The organism is Planktothricoides raciborskii GIHE-MW2 (assembly GCF_040564635.1).
Classification (GTDB): Bacteria; Cyanobacteriota; Cyanobacteriia; order Cyanobacteriales; family Laspinemataceae; genus Planktothricoides; species Planktothricoides raciborskii.
On the sequence record NZ_CP159837.1, the window covers coordinates 2,767,093 to 2,791,179 of the forward strand.

The 24,087-nt window shown below is 44.7% G+C and carries 23 protein-coding genes and 7 pseudogenes; 13 read left to right on the top strand and 17 right to left on the bottom strand.

The window, feature by feature from the left end; all coding sequences use genetic code 11:
- Positions 1 to 443 precede the first annotated feature (443 nt).
- Together coaD and ABWT76_RS11710 are read left to right on the top strand one after the other, a co-directional pair.
- Positions 444 to 959 carry a pantetheine-phosphate adenylyltransferase gene (gene coaD, locus ABWT76_RS11705; protein WP_190880225.1) on the top strand — a complete coding sequence of 172 codons (516 nt, stop codon included), beginning with the start codon at positions 444 to 446 and terminating at the stop codon, positions 957 to 959.
- Positions 911 to 1,570, top strand: a complete 660-nt coding sequence (locus ABWT76_RS11710) for an ATP synthase F0 subunit B (RefSeq protein WP_054468585.1) — start codon at positions 911 to 913, stop codon at positions 1,568 to 1,570. Before coaD ends, ABWT76_RS11710 begins: the two co-directional genes overlap by 49 nt.
- 146 nt (positions 1,571 to 1,716) lie before the next feature.
- On the opposite strand, the gene ABWT76_RS11715 is transcribed toward ABWT76_RS11710, so the two are convergent.
- Positions 1,717 to 2,805: a phosphodiester glycosidase family protein gene (locus tag ABWT76_RS11715; RefSeq protein ID WP_199317462.1), complete on the bottom strand. Its 1,089-nt coding sequence runs from the start codon at positions 2,803 to 2,805 to the stop codon at positions 1,717 to 1,719.
- Between the two features lie 409 nt (positions 2,806 to 3,214).
- On the opposite strand from ABWT76_RS11715, the gene ABWT76_RS11720 reads away from it, so the two are divergent.
- Positions 3,215 to 3,349: a hypothetical protein gene (locus tag ABWT76_RS11720; RefSeq protein ID WP_313890664.1), complete on the top strand. Its 135-nt coding sequence runs from the start codon at positions 3,215 to 3,217 to the stop codon at positions 3,347 to 3,349.
- Positions 3,350 to 3,391: 42 nt separating this feature from the next.
- The gene (locus tag ABWT76_RS11725) at positions 3,392 to 4,387 is read left to right on the top strand and encodes a succinylglutamate desuccinylase/aspartoacylase family protein (RefSeq protein WP_354636406.1); all 996 of its coding nucleotides are present in this window, start codon (positions 3,392 to 3,394) and stop codon (positions 4,385 to 4,387) included.
- Between the two features lie 79 nt (positions 4,388 to 4,466).
- On the opposite strand, the gene ABWT76_RS11730 is transcribed toward ABWT76_RS11725, so the two are convergent.
- The 7 genes from ABWT76_RS11730 to ABWT76_RS11760 form a co-directional block, all read right to left on the bottom strand.
- A complete protein-coding gene (locus tag ABWT76_RS11730) occupies positions 4,467 to 5,195 on the bottom strand; it encodes a heme oxygenase (biliverdin-producing) (protein ID WP_054468657.1) in 729 nt (242 codons plus the stop codon).
- A gap of 282 nt (positions 5,196 to 5,477) precedes the next feature.
- Positions 5,478 to 5,729 (bottom strand): helix-turn-helix transcriptional regulator, encoded by a 252-nt coding sequence (locus tag ABWT76_RS11735; protein ID WP_054468583.1) that lies wholly within the window; start codon positions 5,727 to 5,729, stop codon positions 5,478 to 5,480.
- Between the two features lie 191 nt (positions 5,730 to 5,920).
- Complete coding sequence (locus tag ABWT76_RS11740) at positions 5,921 to 7,696, bottom strand: glycosyl hydrolase family 28-related protein (protein WP_190880223.1); 1,776 nt, start codon at positions 7,694 to 7,696, stop codon at positions 5,921 to 5,923.
- 396 nt (positions 7,697 to 8,092) lie between these two features.
- Positions 8,093 to 9,496: a family 2B encapsulin nanocompartment shell protein gene (locus ABWT76_RS11745; RefSeq protein WP_054468581.1), complete on the bottom strand. Its 1,404-nt coding sequence runs from the start codon at positions 9,494 to 9,496 to the stop codon at positions 8,093 to 8,095.
- A gap of 9 nt (positions 9,497 to 9,505) precedes the next feature.
- Positions 9,506 to 10,675: a family 2 encapsulin nanocompartment cargo protein terpene cyclase gene (locus ABWT76_RS11750; RefSeq protein WP_054468580.1), complete on the bottom strand. Its 1,170-nt coding sequence runs from the start codon at positions 10,673 to 10,675 to the stop codon at positions 9,506 to 9,508.
- 95 nt (positions 10,676 to 10,770) lie between these two features.
- Entirely contained in the window at positions 10,771 to 11,634 is an 864-nt protein-coding gene (locus tag ABWT76_RS11755; protein ID WP_054468579.1) for a geranyl diphosphate 2-C-methyltransferase, read from the bottom strand.
- A 94-nt stretch (positions 11,635 to 11,728) separates the two neighbouring features.
- Positions 11,729 to 13,129: a family 2B encapsulin nanocompartment shell protein gene (locus ABWT76_RS11760; RefSeq protein ID WP_054468578.1), complete on the bottom strand. Its 1,401-nt coding sequence runs from the start codon at positions 13,127 to 13,129 to the stop codon at positions 11,729 to 11,731.
- A gap of 304 nt (positions 13,130 to 13,433) precedes the next feature.
- Here ABWT76_RS11760 and ABWT76_RS11765 point away from each other — a divergent pair.
- Positions 13,434 to 13,721 (top strand): annotated as a pseudogene (locus ABWT76_RS11765) (helix-turn-helix domain-containing protein); the annotation flags it as partial.
- Between the two features lie 26 nt (positions 13,722 to 13,747).
- On the opposite strand, the pseudogene ABWT76_RS11770 reads toward ABWT76_RS11765, so the two are convergent.
- The 5 genes and pseudogenes from ABWT76_RS11770 to msrA form a co-directional block, all read right to left on the bottom strand.
- Positions 13,748 to 14,472: pseudogene (locus ABWT76_RS11770) on the bottom strand (IS1 family transposase).
- 17 nt (positions 14,473 to 14,489) lie between these two features.
- A pseudogene (locus tag ABWT76_RS11775) lies at positions 14,490 to 14,921 on the bottom strand (IS630 family transposase); the annotation flags it as partial.
- 23 nt (positions 14,922 to 14,944) lie between these two features.
- Positions 14,945 to 15,663: pseudogene (locus tag ABWT76_RS11780) on the bottom strand (IS1 family transposase).
- A gap of 402 nt (positions 15,664 to 16,065) precedes the next feature.
- Positions 16,066 to 16,263 (bottom strand): annotated as a pseudogene (locus tag ABWT76_RS11785) (IS4 family transposase); the annotation flags it as partial.
- A 543-nt stretch (positions 16,264 to 16,806) separates the two neighbouring features.
- Entirely contained in the window at positions 16,807 to 17,466 is a 660-nt protein-coding gene (gene msrA, locus ABWT76_RS11790) for a peptide-methionine (S)-S-oxide reductase MsrA (protein WP_190880930.1), read from the bottom strand.
- Positions 17,467 to 17,948: 482 nt separating this feature from the next.
- Here msrA and ABWT76_RS11795 point away from each other — a divergent pair, with 482 nt between their 5' ends.
- Both ABWT76_RS11795 and ABWT76_RS11800 read left to right on the top strand, forming a co-directional pair.
- A complete protein-coding gene (locus ABWT76_RS11795) occupies positions 17,949 to 18,251 on the top strand; it encodes a DUF1830 domain-containing protein (RefSeq protein ID WP_082348966.1) in 303 nt (100 codons plus the stop codon).
- Positions 18,252 to 18,432: 181 nt separating this feature from the next.
- Entirely contained in the window at positions 18,433 to 18,606 is a 174-nt protein-coding gene (locus ABWT76_RS11800) for a hypothetical protein (protein WP_354636144.1), read from the top strand.
- 173 nt (positions 18,607 to 18,779) lie between these two features.
- Here the strand turns inward: ABWT76_RS11800 and psbA are convergent, their stop codons facing one another.
- Positions 18,780 to 19,862 (bottom strand): photosystem II q(b) protein, encoded by a 1,083-nt coding sequence (psbA, locus tag ABWT76_RS11805; protein ID WP_054469783.1) that lies wholly within the window; start codon positions 19,860 to 19,862, stop codon positions 18,780 to 18,782.
- 358 nt (positions 19,863 to 20,220) lie between these two features.
- On the opposite strand from psbA, the gene ABWT76_RS11810 reads away from it, so the two are divergent.
- From ABWT76_RS11810 to ABWT76_RS11835, 6 genes and pseudogenes are all read left to right on the top strand, one after another.
- Positions 20,221 to 20,511 (top strand): nucleotidyltransferase family protein, encoded by a 291-nt coding sequence (locus ABWT76_RS11810; RefSeq protein WP_354636145.1) that lies wholly within the window; start codon positions 20,221 to 20,223, stop codon positions 20,509 to 20,511.
- A pseudogene (locus ABWT76_RS11815) lies at positions 20,501 to 20,851 on the top strand (DUF86 domain-containing protein). Before ABWT76_RS11810 ends, ABWT76_RS11815 begins: the two are co-directional and overlap by 11 nt.
- A gap of 62 nt (positions 20,852 to 20,913) precedes the next feature.
- Positions 20,914 to 21,203, top strand: a pseudogene (locus ABWT76_RS11820) (element excision factor XisI family protein).
- 67 nt (positions 21,204 to 21,270) lie between these two features.
- On the top strand, positions 21,271 to 21,393 hold the full coding sequence (locus ABWT76_RS11825) for a hypothetical protein (RefSeq protein ID WP_354636146.1): 123 nt from the start codon (positions 21,271 to 21,273) through the stop codon (positions 21,391 to 21,393).
- A gap of 23 nt (positions 21,394 to 21,416) precedes the next feature.
- Entirely contained in the window at positions 21,417 to 21,488 is a 72-nt protein-coding gene (locus ABWT76_RS11830; protein ID WP_354636407.1) for a DUF6883 domain-containing protein, read from the top strand.
- A 20-nt stretch (positions 21,489 to 21,508) separates the two neighbouring features.
- Positions 21,509 to 21,607: a DUF4926 domain-containing protein gene (locus ABWT76_RS11835; protein ID WP_354636147.1), complete on the top strand. Its 99-nt coding sequence runs from the start codon at positions 21,509 to 21,511 to the stop codon at positions 21,605 to 21,607.
- Positions 21,608 to 21,828: 221 nt separating this feature from the next.
- Here the strand turns inward: ABWT76_RS11835 and ABWT76_RS11840 are convergent, their stop codons facing one another.
- The 3 genes from ABWT76_RS11840 to ABWT76_RS11850 all read right to left on the bottom strand — a co-directional run bounded on the left by ABWT76_RS11840 (position 21,829) and on the right by ABWT76_RS11850 (position 23,880).
- Complete coding sequence (locus tag ABWT76_RS11840) at positions 21,829 to 22,701, bottom strand: hypothetical protein (protein WP_354636148.1); 873 nt, start codon at positions 22,699 to 22,701, stop codon at positions 21,829 to 21,831.
- Positions 22,698 to 23,273 carry a cysteine peptidase family C39 domain-containing protein gene (locus ABWT76_RS11845; protein WP_354636149.1) on the bottom strand — a complete coding sequence of 192 codons (576 nt, stop codon included), beginning with the start codon at positions 23,271 to 23,273 and terminating at the stop codon, positions 22,698 to 22,700. Before ABWT76_RS11845 ends, ABWT76_RS11840 begins: the two co-directional genes overlap by 4 nt.
- A gap of 208 nt (positions 23,274 to 23,481) precedes the next feature.
- The gene (locus ABWT76_RS11850; RefSeq protein WP_354636150.1) at positions 23,482 to 23,880 is read right to left on the bottom strand and encodes a hypothetical protein; all 399 of its coding nucleotides are present in this window, start codon (positions 23,878 to 23,880) and stop codon (positions 23,482 to 23,484) included.
- Positions 23,881 to 24,087: the final 207 nt, after the last annotated feature.

A 24,087-nucleotide genomic window follows, 5' to 3' on the forward strand; every position in this document is an offset into this window, starting at 1 on the left:
GGCTAATTTTTCGTTAATATCAGAAAATCTGAAAATCATAAAAATAACTTAAACGGATTTAAATTAGCAAAAAATTTGATTAATTTATGTTTTATCTGCTAATTTATCCTAAAAATAGACAAAATGTAATCAATCTTAATAAATCTTGATTAACCGAGCAAAAATGCCAAATATTTACCTAGATATAACTCTGAATACCATAAAAATTAACCCCTATAAAAATCCTGATAAAAGGGAAAAGCAAAAATTTATATAACCTTTTTGCCAAAAAATCTGCGATCTATAATACCAATTTTACGGAAAATGTTAAAATACTTGCATCTATTTGCACCTATTTGCAGCTATTTGCAGCTATTTTCACCGAGAACCGCCTAGGAGTTGCCAGAACTACCGGATTAAAGCTACTCTATAAGTAAGTTATCTCTCAATTCTCTGACAACCCTGTGTCTACGATCGCCATCTATCCGGGCAGCTTTGATCCGATTACATTAGGACACCTCGATCTGATAGAACGAGGATCCAAGCTTTTTGATCGACTGATTGTAGCTGTTTTGCTTAATCCGAAAAAAAACCCGATGTTTGCCGTGGAACAGCGCATCGAACAGATTCGCAAAAGCACCAAACATCTGAATAACTTGGAAGTAGACACTTTCAATGGTCTAACGGTCAACTATGCCAAAATGCGTCAAGCTAGAATTTTGCTGCGAGGTCTGCGAGTGCTCTCAGACTTCGAGATGGAACTACAGATGGCTCATATCAACAAAACCCTTGCATGGGAAATTGAGACCGTTTTTCTGGCTACCTCTAACGAGTATAGCTTTTTAAGTAGTAGCGTAGTCAAAGAGATCGCCAAATTTGGCGGCTCAATTAACCACCTTGTTCCTGAACATGTCGCGATCGATATCTATAAATGTTACGCCAAGACACAGATCGAATCAACGCCAAAACCCAGGGAATAACTTCTAACGAGGAATTATCCCCACAGGCACCAACTAATGCATCGACCAATTTCGATATTCAACGAGAACTCAATCACCTGGAGGACATTATTGTCTATAGTCCCCGGATTCCTTTTTCGGGACGCCTTTTTGTGGATGAAGACCAATTCCTCGATCAACTCGATTTCATCCGTCTGAATTTACCTACCGCATTTGCCGAAGCGGAAAACATTGTCCGTCAGAAAGAAGACATCCTGATGCAAGCAGAACAATATGCTCAGGAAATTATTGAAGCGGCAGAACAACGAGCGATGCAAATTCTCGATGAAATTGGCATCGTCCGTCAGGCAAAACAAGAAGCAGAAGCTCTGCGAAAACAAGTACAATCCGAGTGTGAGTCGGCCCAACAGCAGACTATTGCCGAAATCGAACAGTTGCGCCGACAAACCCAACAGGAAATAGAAGAAATGCGCCGTCAGGCGATCGCCGAATGTGAAGCGATTGAATCTGATGCCGATGAATATGCCGATAGCGTTTTGCAAAATCTCGAACATAATCTTACGGATATGCTGCGGGTGATCCAAAATGGTCGCCAACATTTACAAAGAGATGCTAAACCTCCGATGTCTTAATCCCGCAATTCATTAATTCATTTGTTGATGGTTGATGGGTAGGGATTCTATGGTTGATGGTTGACTTTTGACTGTTGATGGGTAGGGATTCCATGGTTGATGGTTGACTTTTGATTGGAAATTAATGGCCAACAAAAAGTAACTGGTTAAAACTTGGGAATTTCAGACTGATCGCCCCTTTGAAACTGCTCCCAGGAGGTTTTTAATGCTTTGGGGGCGGGAAATTTGCGATCGTAAGCTACAATCACATTCGTCAACAAACTCTCAGGAGCAATTAAAATATTTCCATGATAGGCTAATGCTTCTGAACTTCCCCCATCTAAATTCATGGCTTGATCGCAGCCGATCTCCTGCATCATAGTTGCTTCTTCTTGTAAGGATAACGGAACCAAAAATGCCACCAAAAAGAGTAACTTTTTCTGAGTTGAAAATCCAATCGCTGTCCGATAAGCAATATTCAACACACTAGGATCTCTAAACCCTTCACTTTTTGGTGCCAACCAAATCTTGCCATCTTTAAGCAATCTTGGCCCACTGGTAATCGAGAACCAATGTTCTTGCCATTGCGGTCTTCCTTCGATTCTCGCAGTCTTCATTTCTAGTTGATTCCCGGCTTTCACCCCCAAGGTGGTGCCATAATTTTCCCACGGTCGATATTTGAGAAATTTGCCTCCCGCTACCATATTTCCCATCACTTGTTTTTGGGCATCTATGCTAAAAAAAGTTCCATTGACCACCACCGCAGCGCGAGAACGAGCCACCATTGTTGCAAAGGGTTCATCGCCTTTTGTAGACCGAGAATTATTCGCTTGCGTGGCATTATTAGCTAAACCAATCGTCAGCAGATTTTCTGGATCGTTTAAATCAATGGTTACTTGGTAAAATGAAATATCTTTTAATGTTTTGTGTTCAAGGGCGATCGGTTGTTTTTTGTTCAAAGTGGTCATAGTGGCGATCGCTTTTGGCGGATCGGCAGCAATGACTGGGGCATCGGTTAACCCTGTTTTTGGCGGGGAAATCCCTGGAGTCACCGTTTCTATATCTGCTTGAGGTTCTGATAACAATTGACGGCGATTTAATCGGCGATTTAATAGGGAGATCGCTTTTGGGCAAAAAAATTGAAACCCATTGATCACAAAATCTTTAGAAACTGTCGCCATCCCCACGATCATAAAAAATAAAAAATTTCGGCGCAACATGGGGAACACTCCATGTTTTTTTTGGGGATTTTCCATCACTATCTCCTGACAATCTGAATGCTGCCCCCCTTGATAAGGAGGGATCAAGGGGGGCAGCAAGGGGGGATTACTTTCTATTTTATAAGCATAATGCCAAAAACCGGGTTTCTAGTCTGAGTGATAAAACAGGTTTTCTTCCCAGATACAGAAACCCGGTTTCTAGACCAGAAATTTTGGCCGACTACCATTAAGGATCGTATTAATATGTTTAATCTTTTCACCAAAGCCAAAAGTGGCTATTATTTTCCCCAACCTTGATTCACCAAGATTTGTGCGATCGCCTGTGCCGATTCTGGGGGCAATTAATCGGCAATTCCTCAATTACCCGGAATTTTCTTATCCTTCATATGGGCAATCAGGGCAATAAAAAATGGTAATTTGATTTTAATTCATCGAGAAAAAAATTATGGAATTCACGATTTTGACAATGCCGCTACTGCAAATGGCATCTGGCGATCGCTTAGGGCTACAAGTGTATCGCTTCACCGGCAGTCAGCCGGGGAAAAAAGCCTATATTCAAGCCAATTTACATGGGGCATAAATTTCCTGTAACGCCGTAATTCACGAGTTAATTCAATTCTTAATCAGCATAGATCAAAAGCAACTCATGGGAGAAATTTATTTAGTCCCCCTCTGTAATCCTCTGAGCATTAATCAGCGATATCATCACTTTTCTACCGGGCGATATAATCCTTATGATGGCCGAGACTGGAATCGAATTTTTTGGGACTATAAAAAAGAAAAAGAAAATATTTTCGCCTTTGCCCAATCGCAACTGAATCAGCACCCAGAAACCATTCGGCGACAATATTTACAAAAAATTCAACAGAGTTTTCCCCAACGACATCAACAAATTCAGTCTCCCTTGAGTGTGCCTTTTCGGATTCTTTATCGATATCAATTACAATCCTTATGTCTCGATGCCAATTACATCATTGACTGCCACAGTGCCACCGATCGAGCCTTAGATTACCTCTATTGTTTTTCCAGTCGAGAAGACAGTGCTAAAGGGTTTTTATTCCCTCATGCCGTCTTAATGAATGACTATGATTGGGATGCCTTTGATGAAGCCTTTCTCAAACCGTGGTTAGCCTTGGAAAAATGTTTAGCCGAATTAGGTCAGCCAATCCAGTTTGATGTCGAATCCTGGACATTAGAATTAGGAGGGGGTCAGCAAATCCAGCCAGAGTCCGTAGCTAATGGCGTCCGAGGAATTAAAAATTACTTAGCGGTCAAAAGGATGTTAGACATTCCGGGTTTTCCCCTCCCGGAAACCACTGCCCATCAAACCCAATTTCATCGCAAAAGTGAAATCCAGGAATATTATGCTGGATCTGGTGGATTGGTGCAAAATTTGGTGGAGTTGGGAACTGTAGTTAAAGCGGGACAGTTGCTTTATTCCCTACTTAGTTTTAATAAAGAAGGTCTGCCACCAGAGGCGATCGCTATTTATGCCCAAACTCCCGGCTTAGTCTTCAATACCACCACCAATCATGCCGTCAACCAAGGGGAATATATCTTATCGGGCCGGAATCACCGGAAAAAATCACCCAGTAACAAATCACCCGGTAACGGATAAAGGCGCGAAATTTCCCCCACAGAAGGAAATTCCACGCCTCTATCATAGCGGAGAGCGAAACCTAATCCGTGAAAACAGCCTAGGTGTTGGCCACTTCAGCGGTAGCCAAGTCTGTGCTGCCACGAGTGCGTCGTCGAGTCACACTATTAAACAGCATCACACCGATCGCCTTAATCAGATTACCTTCGAGTTCATTAAACATCTTCATGTTCATGCCAAAAGCATCGTTAGCTTCATCTACAATCCGATTGGCGCTGGCTTCATCAACCGGGAGGTCGTTCATCGCCTGACGATACTTATTCTTAAATTCCTTTTCATCCGCAATATCCGCAAACTCATAGAAAGCGGTCCCTTGTCCTTCCGACAGGTTCATGGCATTTTGAGCAATTTTCTTGAGAATTTGACCCCCAGAGAGATCACCCAAATACCGAGTATAGGAATGGGCGACCAAGAGTTCTGGTGCGGTTGCAGAGATTTCTCTAATTCTTTGCACATAAGTTTCACCGGCAGGAGACAGTACCACTTCATCGCGCCAGTTACTACCAAAGTAGTAGCTCAAATCTTGCTCTAAACTGCCTTTTCGGTTCAGTTCAGGGAAGTAAATCTGAGAAACAATTGGATGTGCTTTCTGTTTCTCCATCTCCTCTTCCATTGCCGAATAGACAAAGTAGAGGTTGGCGACTAACTTGCGGTAAGAATTTTTTTCTACAACGCCCTTTAAAAAGCACTTGATAAAACCAACGTTTTCGGCCATCGTGTGAGACTTCTTGGTTCCCTCACGCAATTTAGTCGCTAGATTACTGCTCATATCCAGATTTTTCAACACTTAAAAAATAAACGGCTGGCGGCTAGATTTATGAAAACCACTAACTCATAAGATTAAAATGATTTGCTGAGAAATTTCATTAAGAATTGTTACGCTTGAGCGGTGATACCTGGGGGATGCGATCGCCACCTCCATGAGTAATTTCACCTGACAACTCTTTGAGAGCAGGTAAAAATACTCAAAATAATCAAAATATTCCTTGATATTCCCTGATAAGTGATTATAAGTGATTACACTCAGTAGCCATCGCTCCACTGCCCTCACTTAAGTCCTGGATTTGGATGGGGTCGAATCCACGGACGAAGTTGAGGGCTGATCGAGCAGTTGAAACAAGTCACCTAACTCACAATCAAAATAATGACAGAGTTTTTCTGCGGTTTTGCAGTCAATTCGGCGAAACTGGTTGTGATAAAGGTTGCCAATAATGGTCGGACTGAGTTTAGTGGCGATCGCCACCTCAAACTGCTTTAATTTCTTCTCCGCCATCATTTCCCGTAGTCTACAAGTGATCGGCATGACTCAAACTCCTGTTTTTCCGTGTAAGTCTTGTCCCTTTTCGCGGTCATCTACATGACCAGTTAACAGCTTACTAGAAATCTTACACCATATAAATATTTTTGTTATTAGTTATTGATTATTCGTTATGGGTTTTGATGACGAGCGATCGCCAACCACAAATAACCAACAACAAATAACCAATAACCAATTCACCGCCAACAAGGTTTGGCTGCAAAGCCTTGGTTTCCGGTTACTTGCACATGGCAAGAAACCTCGATCGCCCCCTGATTACTTCCTTGATTATTTTGCACCACGTTCCTGGATCCTCCGGCACTAGCTTTGAGGAAAATACTGCCCTGAACGGTATTATTTTCTACGGTGACATCTCCCATAGAATAGGGGCGATTGTTCGTATCCGCCATAAGATAAATCAGCGGGGTATTATTCGTGGGACTATGCAACACTTCATTTCCTTGAATGGTCACATTTTTAATCTCTTGAGTTTTGTACAAGCCAATATAACCCTTGCCCCGATTATTTTTAATCTCTGCACCATTGACGGTGGTGCCCCCACAACATTCTTGAATCAGAATCCCTTCCCCGTCGGTACTAAAATATTTAGAATCCTGGATTCTATGCTGATACACTTCATATTGATTGCCCTGAATTTTGACATTCCAACCAGACCAGTCAATAGCCCGATTTTCAAAAGTATCGGCGCCTCTGGGTTCTCGCAGTCCGGTGGGATGTACCCAAGCTTGTTTTCGGGGATTATCTTTAATTTGATTATCTTGAATTACTAAACCATCTCCAGATGCTTGAATCCCCACTCGCATGGTGTGATAAACCCAATTATCCCGAATGACAATACCTTTTCTAAATAGTCCCGGTTCACTATCCGGGGTGGCCGCTAATTGAAATCCCCCAGGTTTTGACCGATTCACTACAATACCATAGTGGTCAGTATAGCTAAAGGGAACTTGGCGGCCATCTTCTAATGCGATCGTTGATTTTTGATCTCGCGATTGGATTTGATATCCGGGCTGGTCGTAAGTATCCGTTGGCTTATCATTAATCCGATTATTGGCAACTAAAATATTTTCTTTGGCTTGCAGTTTAATATTCGTGGCAAAGCGATCGCTAAACCGCATCCAAGGGGCTTGAAACGATACATCTGGCACCTGGGGGTCTGGGGCTGCTACATTGTTGCTTTTAATGCCAAAAACGAGTAAGTTTTTATTAGTTCCTGTCTCAGAATTCCCGACAATAGAAATCACTGCCCGATTAATATCTAGATTGACTAAGCCTAAATTACTATCTTGATCGCTCTGACGGGTTAAGATTTTTTTAAAAGCCGTATCGTTGGGGGTGCCATTGCCAGATAATCTGGGTTGATATTGAGGAAAGACTAATTTACTCGGTGGGTCATAATTATCAGATTTAGCATCAGTCACCTTTGGGGTTTCTCCCCGTAAAACTACGCCATCAGTGAGATAAATATGATCGTTAAATTCATAAGTTCCCGCAGGAAAATAAATCACCCCTCCTCCAGCCGCCGCCGCGATCGCCGCCGATAAGCGATCGCTCATATTTGCCCCATAAAAATCTTGAATATTATAGACACAATTCCATTTAATTTGGTTAGTCCAAGGATAAGTATTTTGGCCATATTGAGTAGCGATCGGATTATCCTTTGACCCGCCCTTGGGACTGCCACATCCCTGATTTTGAACCATATTTTCAGAATTATTTTCTGACTGAATTACCGACTGAATCACCGATGTTTCTAACGCAGAAACAGGATAATTTTTTCCCACCATTTCCGGGCTAGGCAATGGCGGTGATGGCGTACCATTTACATAGGAAAAAAGCGTATAAATTAACCAAATCAAAGACAAACTAAAACCCACCAGAGAAACAACTTGTAAAAATTTGCGTTCTTGGCGTTTCAGGGTTTTCAGTTTTTGCTTTAAATTAGGAATCATGGGGAAATTTTGCCAAGTTAAACAGATTTTCAAGTTAAACAGAGAATAAACACGGGCAAAAGCCCGTGGACAGCTATTTCTTTGCTTCTCTATATTCTTGTATATTGCTTTAGTTTACGTCCTAACCGCCTTGGCGGTTGCTATAATGATAATCATACAGAGAGGGAAAAGGCAATCAGCGATTGCCTTTTCCCTCTCCCCGACCAGGTGATATTCTCAAAATTATTCCCTATTAATTTGAGCATATTCACTCATTGACATTCGCTTCACTTTCTTAACCTGTCACGAATGACTATATTGCTATTCCAGGATTTCGGACACAACAAGTTTCTCTCATCACCACTTTATTAGACCAAACTACTTAGTGGAACGCACCCGTTCTGTCCTACCGACCTCTTACCGCCCGATCTCGACATCCTCGAGAATGCCGACGGCGTCGGGGACAAGGATAGCGGCGGAGAAGTAGTTGCTGACCAGATAGGAGATGATGGCCTTTTCGTTGATGCCCATAAAGCGCACGTTCAACCCTGGCTCATATTGCTCGGGTAACTCCGCAGGCCGAAGACCCACCACGCCCTGATTGTCCTCACCGATACGCATGACGATGATCGACGTGGTCCGGGTCGTTTTGTTGATGGGGATTTTGCCACAGGGATAGATGGGGATGCCACGCCAGGCCGGAATGCGGTTTCCACCCACATCGATACTTTCCAGGTAGAGACCCATTCTGTTGCACTGACGCGCAAAGGCGGCGATGGCACGCGGGTGGGCAAAAATGTACTGTGAATTGCGCCGCCTAGCGATCAGCTCGTCCATGTCATCCGGGTGAGGCGGGCCGTTGCGGGTGGGAAAGCGTTGGCTGAGGTCGGCGTTGTGCAGCAGGCCGAACTCTTGATTATTAACCAATTCGTACTCCTGGCGCTCGCGCAACTCATGCACAGTCAATTTAAGCTGTTGTTCGATCTGGTCCATAGGCTCGTTGTAGAGATCGGCAACGCGGGTATGGATACGCAGCACCGTCTGCACCAGGCTCAACTCGTATTCGCGCGGAGAGGTCTCGTAATCGACAAAGGTCGTGGGCAGCACGGGTTCGCCTGTATGACCGGCAGCCAACGCAATGGCGGCCTGACCGTGTGTATCTTGGGCTTTTGGCGGGCGGGCCTTGAATTCTTCGATGTGGGCCCGCAGCGATTCAGAGGAAGCCACCACCTCTTCAAACGCCCCCTGCGTCAGCATCAACACCGTGCAGCGCGTAATCGCCTTCATGGTGAAGTCCCAGAGATCGCCGGATTCGATGATAGCCTGGTAGGTGAAGTGATCGCCATCGGTCAACACCGCAAGCTCCACCTCATCGCCATACTTGCCCGTACCGATTTTGCTGACCTTGCCACGGGCAATCAGCACAATCTGGTCGGCGGGGGTTCCCTTTTCCACCAGCACATCACCAGGTTGAAACTCCTGCTGCACAAAGCGATCTGCCAGCGCGTTCAACACCATTTCCTCGTCAAACTCGCGCAACAGAGCCATTTCGCGCAACTCTTGCGGGATCACTCGTATGGTGGACCCCACATTGGTAAAGGTCACTCGGCCATCGCCCAGCGCATAGGTCAAACGCTGGTTGACCCGGTAGGAGCCGCCGCGCAGTTCCACCCAGGGCAACCGGCGGCTGATCCAGCGCGAGCTGATGCCCTGCATCTGCGGAGTAGTCTTGGCGGTTGTGGCTAACTTGCGCGCCGCATCTGTACTCAAGCTCGACTGCATCGGTATAGCCTGCCCGTTAAGATTCACTTCTTCTACCATGATTCACCTTTATTTTTCACTCGTTTTAGTCTTATACCGCGGGCTACTGTTGTGCCATTCAAACCCGCCGCCCATCCATCCGCGCAACCCGCGCAGGAAGCGTTGAAGTTCCATGTTGGGCACGGTCTGGAGTTTCCGGTGGCGCTCCTGAAAATCATGAACCAGGTCGTTGTGGAGTTTGACGGTGATCTCTGTCGCCTCTTTAATAGAGCAACCCCGATCCGCCGCAATCTGTAGCACCATGTTGACCGGTGGCTGCTCGTCTGCCAGATCCTTATTGACGGAAAGGAGATCGTTGACCAGGAGCGAGGCTATCCCGGCCAAGAACGCTGCGTGACGGACGCGCGGCTCGAAGAAAAGATCCCCTGGGAGGACGTACCCTCCGATGGGGTCGATTAGCGTCATGGAGGTGTAGAAGCTGTCGTGCTGGCGCGCGGCTAGATACTTCCAAGCTGGCGGGTACTCGTCGGTGTAGCGCCATGCCGCATAGGCACCCCAAGAGACAAACATAGAGAAGGTGGCGTAACAGGTGCGCTGGACTTGCTCCGGCGTGGCGTACTGGCCCAAGTAGTCGATGGCCTTACTGAAGGCCACCAGCACCCGATCTTCGGCGATCGCTTCCTCCACCGGTGGGGTAAATTCTCCCGCCGGGGGTGGCGGGTCCAAGGCGGTCATCGCCAAGACGAGACGTGGGGGCAGCAACATTGGATCCGCACCGAGATCGCTGTCGTCGGCGTAGTAGTCGTCGGCAGCCCACCAGGCCATGTTCAGCTTGGCACCGATCAACAGCCGATCTGGGTCGTCGCAGTCCGGGTGGGCCAGCATAACCAGCCGTCCGAACCGTACCTTACGAATCTTCTCCACCTCGTCCTCATCGAACCCGCACTCTAGTGCCCAGGCCGCCAGCCGATCGTCTACCTCGTCCGCCAGCGGCTCGTTGAATCGCTCGGTAATGGGGCAGTAGAGCGGCGAGGCAGTCCCATCGCCCCAGGCTCTCTCTGCATAGGCCGGATCGAGGTCCCCCGCCGGGGCGAGGTCTGCCTGGGGCAGCCGTGGTTCCAGGTTACCGGCACGAGCAGCCTTGGCTAGCTCGCTCACAAAGCGAGCGGCGGATGTACCGAGGCCAGTCGGACCGAATAAAAATGGGGTACTCGTATTATCCAGGTTGGTATCTTTCATCGTCTTATCCCTGTATCAGAGTGGTGGTGTGTGGTGCGTGTGCGGTATGCGCGCTACGCACCACACTATGATGCGATTTGTGTTTTGGATAAGCCTTAGCGAATGATCCGATCGGCGACGATGAGCAGGTAGTGGAAGCTGCCCTCTTTGTATGCCGTAAGGAAGTAATCCTCGACCCCGGTGACGAGCGAAGACTTGGCCCGCAGTTCCCAGTAGGGAATCGTTAGGGGAGTCAGGTCGGTGACGGTAATCGGGACGAGGTTGTTCGCTGCCAGTGCCTTGAAATATTGACTGCGCGGATGGATGTTACAGATGTAATGGGCATCGATTTGGCTGACCGCCCGCGAGCGCCCCCCCGTAACGTCGTTGTAGCAACCCGTGATGCAGGCGTAGCGACCACCATCCTGCAACAGGCGTGCAAACTCGGCGAACAGCTTGAACAAATCTACATACATGGTGGTCTCATTCGTCCAAATGCTACGCATGGCTCCCGTCTCGAAGCCTGTATCCAGCATATTGCGAAAGTGGAACTTGACCTTTTCGGTCACGCCGCGCTGCGCCGCCTGGTCGTTGGCAAACTCGACCTGAGATTCTGAGATTGACACTCCATCGACCTGACAACCAAAGCGTTCATTGACCATGAAGCTGGTGCCGCCGCGACCGGAACCGCCGTCCATCACGCGGTCATCAGGCTTGACGTCGCCCAGATGATCGAGCAGGAACGCAGCCTGGGCGTGTTCGAGCCGGTGCAACTCGCGAATAATCCGATCGTCGCGCTCACCTTCGGGGGCCTCCAACACCGACCAATCGACATCGCCGATCCCGTAGTGGTGGTGGTAATAGCCGTCAACGTCGCCTAGCAGCAGATTAACGGGATTTTTTTCTTGGTTCCAATAGTTGGCAACCGACTTTTGATATTCGTTACGCAAAACATTGTCGGCAGTGATATTTTGGGGCATGGCTATAGAATGCGTTACTTCTCAATAGGTGTTTCAATGAGTGTATGGTGAAGATGCTGACAGTTGACTGTTCAGGTACCTCTGCCGGGATTTACTAGCGTCCTAGCTCGACATCTTCGAGCACGCCGACGGCATCGGGTACGAGGATGGCAGCGGAGAAGTAGTTGCTGACGAGATAGGAGATGATGCCTTTCTCGTTGATGCCCATAAAGCGCACGTTCAACCCCGGCTCGTGCTGATCGGGCAACTCTGCGGGTCGAAGACCGATCAGACCTTGATTGTCCTCACCGGTACGGACAACGATCACGGAAGTGGTCTGGGTGTTGCTGATGGGAATCTTGTTGCAGGGCAAAATCGGGATGTTGCGCCACGCCATGACTCGTTCGCCCCCCATATCATGGCTGTCGGGGTAGAGACCCAGCTTGCTGCACTCGCGGCCAAAGGCGGCAATGGCACGCGGGTGGGCAAAAATGTACTGGGCATTGCGGCGGCGGGTGATCAGCTCATCAAAATCATCTGGCGTGGGCGGGCCATTGCGGGTGGAGAAGCGCTGGCTGAGGTCGGCGTTGTGCAACAGGCCGAACTCTTGGTTGTTGACCAACTCGTACTCCTGGCGCTCGCGCAACTCGTGCACCGTTAGCTTGAGTTGTTCTGCAATCTGGTTCATCGGATCGTTGTAGAGATCGGCAACGCGGGTGTGAACACGCAGCACCGTCTGCACCAGGCTCAACTCGTATTCACGCGGAGAGGTCTCGTAATCGACAAAGGTCGTGGGCAGCACGGGTTCGCCGCTGTGGCCAGCGGCCAGATCGATGGCGGCCTGACCGTACCGATCCTGGTCCTTGGGGGGTTGGGCTTGAAACGCCTCGATGTGCGCCTGAAGCGATTCTGAGGAGTTGACCAGTTCTTCAAAAGAGTTTTGTGTCAGCGCCAAGACCGTACAGCGCGTGAGCGCCTTGATGGTGAAGTCCCATACATCTTCGGATTCAAGAATGGCCTGATAGGTAAAGTGGTCGCCATCGATCAACACACCCAATTCCACCTCATCGCCATACTTGCCCGTACCGATCTTGCTCACTTTGCCGTGAGCAATCAGCACAATCTGGTCGGCGGGGGTTCCCTTCTCTACCAGGATGTCACCGGGTTGAAACTCCTGCTGCACAAAGCGGTCGGCCAACGCGTTCAAGACGGTTTCGTCTTCAAAGTCGCGCAGAAAGGCCAGCTCGCGCAGCTCCTGGGGAATTACCTGAATCGTTGACCCGACGTTCGTAAAGGTGACGCGACCATCACCCAGCGCATAGGTCAAGCGGCGGTTGACGCGATAAGAGCCGCCGCGCAGATGCACCCAAGGCAGCAGGCTGCTGATCCAGCGTGAGGTGATGCCCTGCATCTGCGGAGCGGTCTTGGTGGTTGTGGCCAACTGCTTCGCTGCCCGAGTACTCAGGCTCGACTGTTCCGCTAGCGTCTGCCCATTAGAATTCACATTTTCTGTCATCTTTTACCCCTTGATTGTAATGAATGGGTTGATGGTTGTATGCCGTGTTGACATTTGATAGGCTCTTAAAGAGCCTATCAAATGTCAAGTTATTAGATAAAATTAATTCAACCATAAATATCAGAAATGTTGAATTTCGATACAAAAGTTTACATTGTAATTTACACTTATGTCTTTGAAGCATAAATTTTTCAAAAAAACGTCATCTCCTCAAACCAATGAACATAACTAATTAGGTAGGTACAAAAAATCAAAAGTATGTAAAGATAAGTAAAGACCAGTCAGCTCGTTGGAGGAAAAAATTATGGGCGCTCGTCTGAGAGTATTTCTGACCCCGGAAGAAGATCGAACCTTGTTTGAACTTAGAAAGGCAACCACTCTACCTCAAAGGGTAAAAGATAGAGCCTCCGTTGTCCGGTTGAATGCTGATGGATGGTATGTTGAAAAGATTGCGAGTCACTTTAACTGGTCTGTTGAGAGAGTCAGGGACACACTGCATCGTTGGGAGAAGAAGGGACTAGGGGGACTGTGGGACAAACCGGGGCGCGGAAACAAACCGAAGTGGAAAGAGGCTGATATAGCTTATGTAGAAGAATGGCGTTGCACACTGGTGGTATGCTATAGAGACCGGGTTGGCAATGGCTCTCTAGAGTAAGTCAATGGAATAGGTACATTTTTATGCCTTAAATAATAAATAACTAATCTGACTGAGAGTTGCAACATTAAGAGAGATTTAGAATCTTCTTAGAGTTTTTCTATGTAACCGAGCCAAGTAATGTCTTAGTCTTGTATTTTCCCCTTCCACACGAGTCATGTATGTTTTACTAATAATATGATCGGCCTCGTCAATAAATTGGGGATAAACAACATAACCATCTGTCACATAAAAAAATGATTCCCATCCTTTAAGAATTTTCCATAATGGTTTAAATGTTGCCGCCGAACGATCTCCTATTACATAAGCTAAAATTCCGGCTACCCCTTTGTTGACGGCAGTCCACAGCCAGATTTTATTTTTTTTTACCTATATAAGTCTGTAATTCATCTATTTGAGTGACTGAGGGAATTTCCTGATAATCTGGTTGCTCTGGCAAGCTTAATGCGGCTGCTTTTATCCAATTAATAACTGTGTTATGACAAACACCAGTTAATCGTTCTATGCGACGAAGACCATTACCTTCAACATAAAGATGAAGGCAATGTTCCTTGACATGATCTGGATAGCCTTTAACAGAATAGCTATCAATAAATTGACGACCACAATCTTTACAATAATGATTTTGTTTTTCTCTTTTATGGCCGTTTTTCTTAATGTTTTGAGATTGGCATACAGGACAAATCATCGCTATGTTTTATTTTAATGTTCATCCTTAGCATACCACGAATGGGCAACGCCATAATTAAAGCTCACTTTTGGTTGCATTATTCCTAAAATGCTCAGTCTTCTCCCTCGTCTTGGCGTTTGTTCCTGACGTTTCTGTTCCTTGGACGGAAAATAGGTATAACCGACTGAACTCCATAAACAAAACCCCGACTCGTCTAAATACTTGATAGTCAATTTCTCCCGCTGCTGCGGCGAATTCCAGCATATCTAGATCGGCTTGTTTTATCTTTTTTTCTTCTGGGTCTTGCTTACTTTTATGACTGATTCTTGTTCGTTTCCAAATTATTCCCTTTTTTTTAGAACCCGTCTGAGGCGATCTGGACTTAGGTAAACTTGCCGTTCTGCCGCCAGTTTTTTAGCCAGTTGTTTACTGTTGTAGGTGCGTGGCTCCTGCCTAAGACATTCTTCTGGCGTTGCACACTGATGGTATGCTATAGAGACCGCGTTGGCAATGGCTCTCTAGAGTAAGTCAATGGAATAGGTACATTTTTATGCCTTAAATAATAAATAACTAATCTGACTGAGAGTTGCAACATTAAGAGAGATTTAGAATAACACAGAGTTTTTCTATGTAACCGAGCCAAGTAATGTCTTAGTCTTGTATTTTCCCCTTCCACACGAGTCATATATGTTTTACTAATAATATGAGCGGCTTCGTCAATAAATTGGGGATAAACAACATAACCGTCTGTCACATAAAAAAATGATTCCCATCCTTTAAGGATTTTCCATAATGGTTCAAATGTTGCCGCCGAACGATCGCCTATTACATAAGCTAAAATTACTGCCAACCCTTTCTTTACCGCATTCGACAGCCAGATTTGATTTTTTTTACCTATATAAGTCTGTAATTCATCTATTTGAGTCACTTCGGGAATTTCCTGATAATCTGGTTGTTCTGGCAAGCTTAATGCGGCGGCTTTTATCCAATTAATAACTGTGTTATGACAAACGCCAGTTAATCGTTGCGACGAAGACCATTTCCCTCAACATAAAGATGAAGGCAATGTTTCTTGACATCATCTGGATAGCCTTTAGGAGAATAGCTATCAATAAATTGACGACCAGAATCCTTACAATAATGATTTTGTTTTCCTCTTTTATGGCCGTTTTTCTTAATGTTTGTAGATTGGGATGCAGGACAAATTATCGCCATGTTTTCTTTTAATGTTAATCCTTAGCATACCACAAGTGTGCAACGCCAATTTTTTGACAAATACAACATTGTAAATAGCGTAATTTATCTAATAGTGTATTTCCCCATTGTTCGGGAATAGATACAATCTGTAAAATTAGATAAGCTATCAAGCTTACGTAAGCATTCAGGTCGTAATAGTTCGGCTGTAAGCCTCGTTTATTATGGGTTATAAATTTTTCTACCTGTTTACCCATTATCAACAAGAAAATCCAAAGCCCTTATTTTTTGGTATTTATTGAGAATGATCTGTTAGTCTAGACCTCACATTAATTCTGAAACCCTTGATCTGGCTGTGTTTCAGACACCTGAATAGTTACGATTTAATTTTTGATAAATTTGTTGAAAATGTTTTTAGTCGCGGTGAGAACTTGCCTTGGAAAATGTAGAGATATCTACGCCAAAACCCCTATTATTTATTCTTTTAAATAAATCGCGCATACTGGTTAAGCTGTTATCCATTACTAATGATAGCCAGCACCCGAAAAATAGACGGCTTTTTAATACTGGATAGTCATTTTTGGGTAGGTCTCTCAAGATGTCTTTGAGAATCATAGAGAATGAATATTTAGTCATGCTTAAAGTTAAATATTTAAATTTTTCGCGCTTATTAGAACATCATTGTGGCTATTTTAACCACTTTTTTATTTACATTCAACACTTCTGCATAAATATTTACCAGAAGTATATAAATATAGAAGGAAATCGACGATGGGATAAGGGATAAGTATAGCGCTTCGCGCTGGTCTAGTTACACTTTGTTTTTATGAACATCTCACCTGGACTCAGTTTCAGTTACGGGATTTGTAAATAGACCAGCGCGACTTGCTATACTTATGGTTCCCAAGAAGACAACTTGGACTAGCTAGCAATTTTCGGAAATGAGGGACACATACTTTTAGCTGGGAAAATGATTTTGATCTGTAAAGTCAGTTGAGAAATGCACTCGCATCTTAAGTAAAAAATTTTAAGACATTGAGAGGCAGAGGAAAAAGTAATAAATCAAGCTTTGCCACAGGCTTTCGGAGAGTTTTGACAACTCCAAAATCCTGGTTAGACGGGTCAGCGAAATACTTGATGGGGTCAGTAGCCTTACCTTTATAAAGAAGTGACCATTGCTGGACAACTCACCTTGGTGCCACCTAATCCACAATAGCCATTGGGATTTTTCGCCAGGTATTGCTGATGATATTCTTCAGCAAAATAAAATTCTGGAGCATCCAGAATTTCTGTGGTAATTTCCCCATAACCCGCTTGACTGAGGGCTTGTTGATACAGGTTACGAGAGAGTTCGGCTTGCTGCCGTTGTGCGGGGGAATACACATAAATGCCGGAACGGTACTGGGTGCCCACGTCATTACCCTGACGCATTCCTTGGGTGGGGTCGTGATTTTCCCAAAACACTTTCAGTAAGGTTTCATAAGAAATCACCTTGGGGTCAAACACCACATAGACCACCTCGTTGTGACCCGTCATCCCGGTACAGACCTCTTGGTAAGTGGGATTTGGGGTGAGTCCAGCCGCATATCCAACCGCTGTAATAAAAATTCCCTTTTGCTGCCAGAATTTGCGTTCTGCCCCCCAAAAGCAACCCATGCCAAACATGGCGGTTTCCATCCCATCCGCATAAGGGGGTTTCATGGGATTGCCGTTCACAAAATGCTTTTCAGGAACGGGCATTGCCTGCGATCGCCCCGGTAAAGCGTTTTCCTTAGTGGGTAGAGTCAGTTTTTTTCCAAATAATCCAAGTAGTCCCATGATCTTTGACTCTGATTCGATCCAGAGTGATATATGTTGACGTTCTTCATATTATGTAACTTTTTTACCAGACTTCGGAGAATTTGGCGTGAAGCGAAGCTATCCCGTAGGCGTTCCGCCTTCCCGTAGGGTAGGTAATCGCCGCCAAAAGCCGCACCGTAGTAGCAGTTCATCGATTTTGTTGCTACATCCCTACGGTGCAGAATAAGTCCCAGGGCTGTTTTTTTGACCGAAATTTAATGATGCATTCTAGTTGAGTCGGTTATGATCCCCTTGTAGGGTCTACATCGGCTGAACAACCGTGATAGATCCGGTCTGCCGTTCTGAATGCTGACAATGCTGACAAAATTCTCACCTAAAAAATGAGAAATATTAACAAAATCTAAAGATTTTATCGGATAATGTAACGAAATGTTAATATTTAACTGGCAGACAAGGAAATCCGTAAGGCGACACCTGATATAATAAGAGGTTATTTAAACATGGCTCAAATCATCGACCCAATACCCACCAACTGCGCTGATAAACGTTTATGCTGCTATGTGAATCCCACAAGTCAAATTCAAGTAGCCCGAATTACCAATATCTCTAATTGGTATTTTGAACGAGTGGTATTTCCTGCCCAACGGCTGATGTTTGAAGCCCCAAGTCAGGCAGTGTTAGAAATTCATACCAGTTGTATGGCGGGTGCGGTGCTGGCTGATACCATTCCATGCGATCGCCTCCAGTTAAAAGAAGACACCTCATTAAGTCAGTCCAAAGCCTTAATTTCCAGTTATTCATAGCCGACCTGTACCATTCGGCGTCAATTCACCCCAAAGCCCATAAATGCTGGGCTTTGGGGTGAATTTATTTTAGGGATTTGGTCATCGGTGACTGACCCCAGCAGACCCCAGGGTTTCCAACCTGAATGGCGAATTTATGGCAAATTAATGATTGCGATATTGACAGAAAGTCAACGCTCCAGTGGGTGAAGTGGAAAGCAATCAATTTGAAAAAGAAAGTCTTTCTACTGTCGAAAGATTTTGGATTGCAGGATATGGGGAAAAAACCAAAAAATTTATTCTAGATTTTATCCTATATCTATATATAGATGAAATTAGAGAGATGCAAACCAATCATTTCAGTATAAAAGTATAAAATTATTTTTGACCAGCCGGAATCTCAATCTAAATCCCCCGGCAAATTGTATCCACCGAAAATATGCCTAATCGAATTATTTACATAAGTTTTATCTAATCTTGCCAAAATAAAAAAACGCCCCCCTTTTCAGGAGAGCGTTTTTTTATTTATTTAGTTAAATTAGCTAAGAATTAGCCATTGATTTGAGGAGCACTCAAAGCCACAGGAGCAGCTTCACCAGCAGCCAAATCTAAGGGGAAGTTGTGAGCGTTGCGCTCGTGCATCACTTCCATACCCAAGTTAGCGCGGTTGATCACATCAGCCCAGGTATTGATGACGCGACCTTGAGAGTCAACGATAGATTGGTTGAAGTTGAAACCGTTCAGGTTGAAGGCCATCGTGGACACACCCAGAGCGGTGAACCAGATCCCAATCACCGGCCATGCACCCAAGAAGAAGTGCAAGGAGCGGCTGTTGTTGAAAGAAGCGTATTGGAAGATCAAACGACCAAAGTAACCGTGAGCGGCAACGATGTTGTAGGTTTCTTCTTCTTGACCGAACTTGTAACCATAGTTTTGAGATTCAACTTCGGTGGTTTCACGAACCAAGGAAGAGGTTACCAAAGAACCGTGCATGGCGGAGAACAGAGCGCCACCGAACACACCGGCCACACCTAACATATGGAAGGGGTGCATCAGGATATTGTGTTCAGCTTGGAATACCAACATGAAGTTGAAGGTTCCAGAGATACCCAGAGGCATACCGTCAGAGAAAGAACCTTGACCGATGGGGTAGATCAGGAACACGGCGCTGGCAGCAGCCACAGGAGCGCTGTAAGCGACGCAGATCCAAGGACGCATACCCAAGCGGTAGGATAATTCCCACTCACGACCCATGTAGCAGAAGATGCCGATCAGGAAGTGGAAAATCACCAACTGGTATGGGCCACCATTGTACAGCCACTCATCGAGAGAAGCGGCTTCCCAAATGGGGTAGAAGTGTAAGCCAATGGCGTTAGAAGAAGGAACAACGGCACCAGAGATGATGTTGTTGCCTAACAGTAAGGAACCCGCCACAGGTTCACGGATACCGTCGATGTCCACGGGAGGAGCAGCGACGAAAGCAATGATGTAGCAGATGGTTGCGGTCAGAAGGGTGGGGATCATCAGGACGCCGAACCAGCCCACATACAGGCGGTTATCGGTGCTCGTGACCCAAGAACAGAAGCGCTGCCACAGAGAAGCGCTTTCGCGTTGTTGCAGAGTAGTAGTCATGTGCTTTATGAGTGCTATGTAGTTTTCAATGTTCGGATGATGTTTATAGATTAACCGGATTGTTAAGCTTTGTAAAGGGGTTTAATAAATATTTATTCTCATCAGTCTGATAAGTTATGGTTATCATTGATTTCCTCATAGGGGCAAAACCGCTCCAATGCCCGTGGGATAAGGCTGCCAGCTATTTGCCTCAAGGGATATAATCATCAACAAGAACTACCAACCGTAGGGAGCCGAAAATGTCCGTAGCGCTCACAGCCTATAACCCCGAAACCGTTGTGGATCCGGACTGGTAACCCCCCATGCCGCCGACGGACTAGATTTTTGATGATGGAGAATCCTTGGAGAGTAATCAATCATGCAGCGGGATGAGGTATTGCGAATTTTGATACAACACCAGCAGGTATTAAAAGAGTTTGGCGTAAAATCGCTGGCGATATTTGGCTCTGTCGCTAGGGATGAAGCCAGACCAGACAGTGATGTGGATATTTTAGTAGAATTTGACGGGCTGGTGACATTCGATCGTTATATGGATGTCAAATTTTATTTAGAAGATCGTCTAGGGACGCGGGTTGATTTGGTGAGTAGATTAATGCTGAAACCCCTGATTCTTTCTACAGTAGAACAGGAGGCAATTGATGTCGCGTAGTATTCGGCTGTATTTAGAAGATATTCTCACTTCTTGCGTTAAAGTTAGGCGATACACCCAAGGAATGAATTTTGAAGACTTCCAAGCTGATGATCGTACTTATGATGCGGTTGTACGGAATTTACAGATTATCGGAGAAGCGGTTAAAAATATTCCTCAATAAATGCGATCGCAATATCCAGAAGTTGCATGGCGCAAAATTGCAGGATTGCGCGATATTTTGGCTCACGCTTACTTTAGCTTAGAAGATGAAACCCTCTGGGATATTGTGGAAACTAAAACAACGCCTTTGCTGGAAGTGGTGCAGCAAATTATAGAGGTAGAGTTTGAGGATAAATAAGGGTAGATAATTTAGAAAATTACCGCCCGATCGTCAAACAAATATTGACCGAATATTATGAGATGAAGGTTAATCAAGGCAAGAAAACTCCTGAATATGAAGTAAGCGATCGCCTAGCCTTGGATGAAATTAGAGATGAATACCTTTGGTTTCGCTTTGGCTGGTATGATACAAAGGTAGTACAGCATATTATCATATATATGAAAATTAAAGATAGCTGTGGTTGGAACAAGATTTAACCAATTTATGTATAGTGGATGATTTACTGTTTGCGGGAATTCCTCAAAGTGATATTCTTTTAGCTTTTCATCATCCCAGTAAACGGCCTTTGACAGAATTTGCTACAGCTTAATTTTTTGGATTAAAATATATGGTATTAAAATATAAATGACTTTCAGCAAACAAATTTTTGGGTAAAAATGATGACAAACATATCCATTGATACCAATCGCCCTACGGTTGAAGCTGAGTATCATCAGGTGCTTAAGGAAGCGGAAGAAGGCTGTTCGGGACAAGGTATGTTATTGAAGATAGAGTCATAACGCCAGATGGCAGAAACCCGTAAGTGCGTTCTATTTGGTTTATTTCTACCGGAGATGATACCCCTAGACTGGTCAGTGCATATCCACTCGAATAAAATTATTTAAATTAAGTAAAATGATTAGTGAATTAGACCGAGTTTTTTTAACCGCAGATTTACCTGAATATGATTTAAAAACGGGCGATATTGGCACGGTTGTTTTAGTCGATCAATAAGGTTTGGGCTATGAAGTAGAATTTATGAGACTCACAGGAAAAACGCTCGCGGTTGTTTCTTTATTTAGTTATCAAGTTAGGGCGATTGGTGACAGATAAATTGCTCAATCGCGGGTTTTGGCATGAATGATCGTTAATGGCGTAATGAGAAAACCAGAAACCGGGTTTTTTCCAAAAAAAAACCGGTTTCTTTGGGTATAGATGCGCTAAAACAATAATTGCTATTTTAAGTAATAATTAGGTAAGACATCATTAATAGAATTAGAAGGAATAAGAGATGTAGTATTCTCCTCTTCAGGAATTTGCCGTTTGCTGCTAATAATTCCTCGACCTCCCCATTCAATGCTGATTCCTAATCTGGTATCTCCACCCCGCATACTCAGAGTGGTGCGTAGTCCAATATCCTGATTTCCTCGATCGTCCAAATTGTAGCCAGTACGGAAGGACAAAGAAGTGGCAGGCAAATTAGTTTCACCGATGGGAATGCTGTAGCTGGCATACCCACTGAAACTAACTCTATCATTGGCGACAAACCCGGATCCGATGCCAAAATTTAAGCTATGGTTATCAGACTCTAACGATTGAGAATATCCTAAAGAAGCTAAGATAATTACAGGATCTCTGATTAAACTAGCTTGACTTTGAACGGTCATTGTCCAAGGGTATGCAACACCGACGGAAAAACGAGGATCTATAGTAGAGCCAGGAGAAGGACGGTATTCTAGAGATAAATCACTGGTAATGTCCGTGTTAGTTTCTGTTCTCGTTTCAGTGCGATCGCCAAAATCTCTTTTTTCCTTAGAAATGAACCAACTAGGGGTAACGTTGGCGGAAATACTTACATAGGGGCTAAAACTGTAGCTTCCAGATCCCGAAAAGTTAATCAATTGATTAAAGGTTTCAAAATTAAACGGATTCCCCTCTGGATCAAAATCAAATCCTTCTCTTCCATCAGGGATATAATTGATGCTGAAAGTATAGATGTAGCCTCCCGTTTCTTCTTCTGGTAGTCGCAATGGGTCAATGGGAACTTGAGCAACTGCGGGCTGAGAGATTAACAAAGCGATCGGCAAAATCAACAGTCCCTTGTTCATAATTTCCTTCTCAGCGAGTTGAGTGTTGTTAAACGGGACTCTGCCCAGCTTAGAGTTTCGCTTTGTTTTTCTTTGGCAGTAAAAATTAAGTTTTCCGGTGGAATTGGTACAAGTGTTACACCACTAAAACCTTGTTTATTGACTAAATCATCAAGGGGTTGAATGCGTCGTCCCCATGATGGATCCGCTAAAATGATCCAATCTCCTACCATGCCGACGGCTAAAACATAGTGCATTTGAGGTTTGGTGACGTGCAGAACTACCGGCAGTCCACCGTTACCAAAATATTCGGCTAAGGATGTAAGGGTTAGTCGCATTCCCCTAGCTTGAATGTCGCGATCGCCTAAAGCCTCTATTAATGCTAAAGCGGTGATTCCTCTTTCTTCTGGACTTTTACCGCTTCCTTCCATTGCTTTTTCTGATAGTTCTAAAATTTCTGCCTCTGTAGTTGGGCGATCGTAGTAGTGAGTCAATAAGGTGGCAACAGCCGCAGCACCACAGGTGTAATAGCTGGTCTGTCCGATTACTCCCTCATAGCGAAGAGTCCGGTAAGGTGTTATTGAATTCGCCAATGCTACTTTGTGAGATAAAATTAACAAAAACAATATCAAGTTTACCAACAAATTTTTAAAAAACATTACATAACTTTTTGGATTAAATTAATGTCAAAAATATATTGATAAATTATTGAATAATACTATATGTTTATCAAAATATCACCCTGCAATTTGATAAGATTTTGCAGGGTGACATTAAGCTAATTGAGCGACTTGGGAATTGTTACCAACCGAACGCTCTGTTTGCTCCGTATGCTGCTGCACTACCAGCTAATCCACAACCCATAAGATTGCCAGTTCCAGCGCGACAACCGCCTGCAACTGCTCCTCCTACTGTTGCGCCACGCCAACCTTGATTCCAAGATTGTCTATTCCGCAAATTGTTGAAACCGTTGGTAGCATAACCTGCGGCAGCGCCAAATCCAGCACCTACAGCAATATGCACCCACTCGCCTTCAACTTCTGCGAGTTCAGCATCGGTCATCATTTCCCCTTCCGGTAGTACAATTTGATATTGTGTCTCCGGTTCAATTTCTGATGATAAAGAATCCGCAAAAGCAGGAGCGATCGCCATATTAGAGAATAAAATGGCCGTGCCTGTTGCCATTAATAACTTTTTCATGGTAACAATCGTGTAATTTGGTTGGTCTTGGTTTATTCAATATAAATTCTAGTTAGATAAATCAGCCACTTAAAACCATAGAATTTGGTTGGATTTAGTACCCAATTTTTCCCAGTACCCTGAAAAAATTTAGTAGGATTTGGTAGGATTTGGTTCCCGGTGATTGACAAAGTAGGATTTGGTAGGATATAGTTCTTGCTTTAAGAT

Excerpts from the sequence above, each read along its gene's own strand:
- ABWT76_RS11745 (WP_054468581.1), bottom strand. The coding sequence starts at position 9,496 with ATGGTAGAAGAAGTGAATCTTAACGGGCAGGCTATACCGATGCAGTCG.
- ABWT76_RS11735 (WP_054468583.1), bottom strand. The coding sequence starts at position 5,729 with ATGCCGATCACTTGTAGACTACGGGAAATGATGGCGGAGAAGAAATTA.
- psbA (WP_054469783.1), bottom strand. The coding sequence starts at position 19,862 with ATGACTACTACTCTGCAACAACGCGAAAGCGCTTCTCTGTGGCAGCGC.
- ABWT76_RS11710 (WP_054468585.1), top strand. The coding sequence starts at position 911 with ATGTTACGCCAAGACACAGATCGAATCAACGCCAAAACCCAGGGAATA.
- ABWT76_RS11835 (WP_354636147.1), top strand. The coding sequence starts at position 21,509 with ATGATTAGTGAATTAGACCGAGTTTTTTTAACCGCAGATTTACCTGAA.
- ABWT76_RS11850 (WP_354636150.1), bottom strand. The coding sequence starts at position 23,880 with ATGAAAAAGTTATTAATGGCAACAGGCACGGCCATTTTATTCTCTAAT.
- ABWT76_RS11840 (WP_354636148.1), bottom strand. The coding sequence starts at position 22,701 with ATGAACAAGGGACTGTTGATTTTGCCGATCGCTTTGTTAATCTCTCAG.
- ABWT76_RS11740 (WP_190880223.1), bottom strand. The coding sequence starts at position 7,696 with ATGATTCCTAATTTAAAGCAAAAACTGAAAACCCTGAAACGCCAAGAA.
- ABWT76_RS11760 (WP_054468578.1), bottom strand. The coding sequence starts at position 13,129 with ATGACAGAAAATGTGAATTCTAATGGGCAGACGCTAGCGGAACAGTCG.
- ABWT76_RS11755 (WP_054468579.1), bottom strand. The coding sequence starts at position 11,634 with ATGCCCCAAAATATCACTGCCGACAATGTTTTGCGTAACGAATATCAA.
- ABWT76_RS11715 (WP_199317462.1), bottom strand. The coding sequence starts at position 2,805 with ATGGAAAATCCCCAAAAAAAACATGGAGTGTTCCCCATGTTGCGCCGA.
- ABWT76_RS11730 (WP_054468657.1), bottom strand. The coding sequence starts at position 5,195 with ATGAGCAGTAATCTAGCGACTAAATTGCGTGAGGGAACCAAGAAGTCT.
- ABWT76_RS11720 (WP_313890664.1), top strand. The coding sequence starts at position 3,215 with ATGGAATTCACGATTTTGACAATGCCGCTACTGCAAATGGCATCTGGC.
- msrA (WP_190880930.1), bottom strand. The coding sequence starts at position 17,466 with ATGGGACTACTTGGATTATTTGGAAAAAAACTGACTCTACCCACTAAG.
- ABWT76_RS11750 (WP_054468580.1), bottom strand. The coding sequence starts at position 10,675 with ATGAAAGATACCAACCTGGATAATACGAGTACCCCATTTTTATTCGGT.
- ABWT76_RS11825 (WP_354636146.1), top strand. The coding sequence starts at position 21,271 with ATGATGACAAACATATCCATTGATACCAATCGCCCTACGGTTGAAGCT.
- ABWT76_RS11795 (WP_082348966.1), top strand. The coding sequence starts at position 17,949 with ATGGCTCAAATCATCGACCCAATACCCACCAACTGCGCTGATAAACGT.
- ABWT76_RS11810 (WP_354636145.1), top strand. The coding sequence starts at position 20,221 with ATGCAGCGGGATGAGGTATTGCGAATTTTGATACAACACCAGCAGGTA.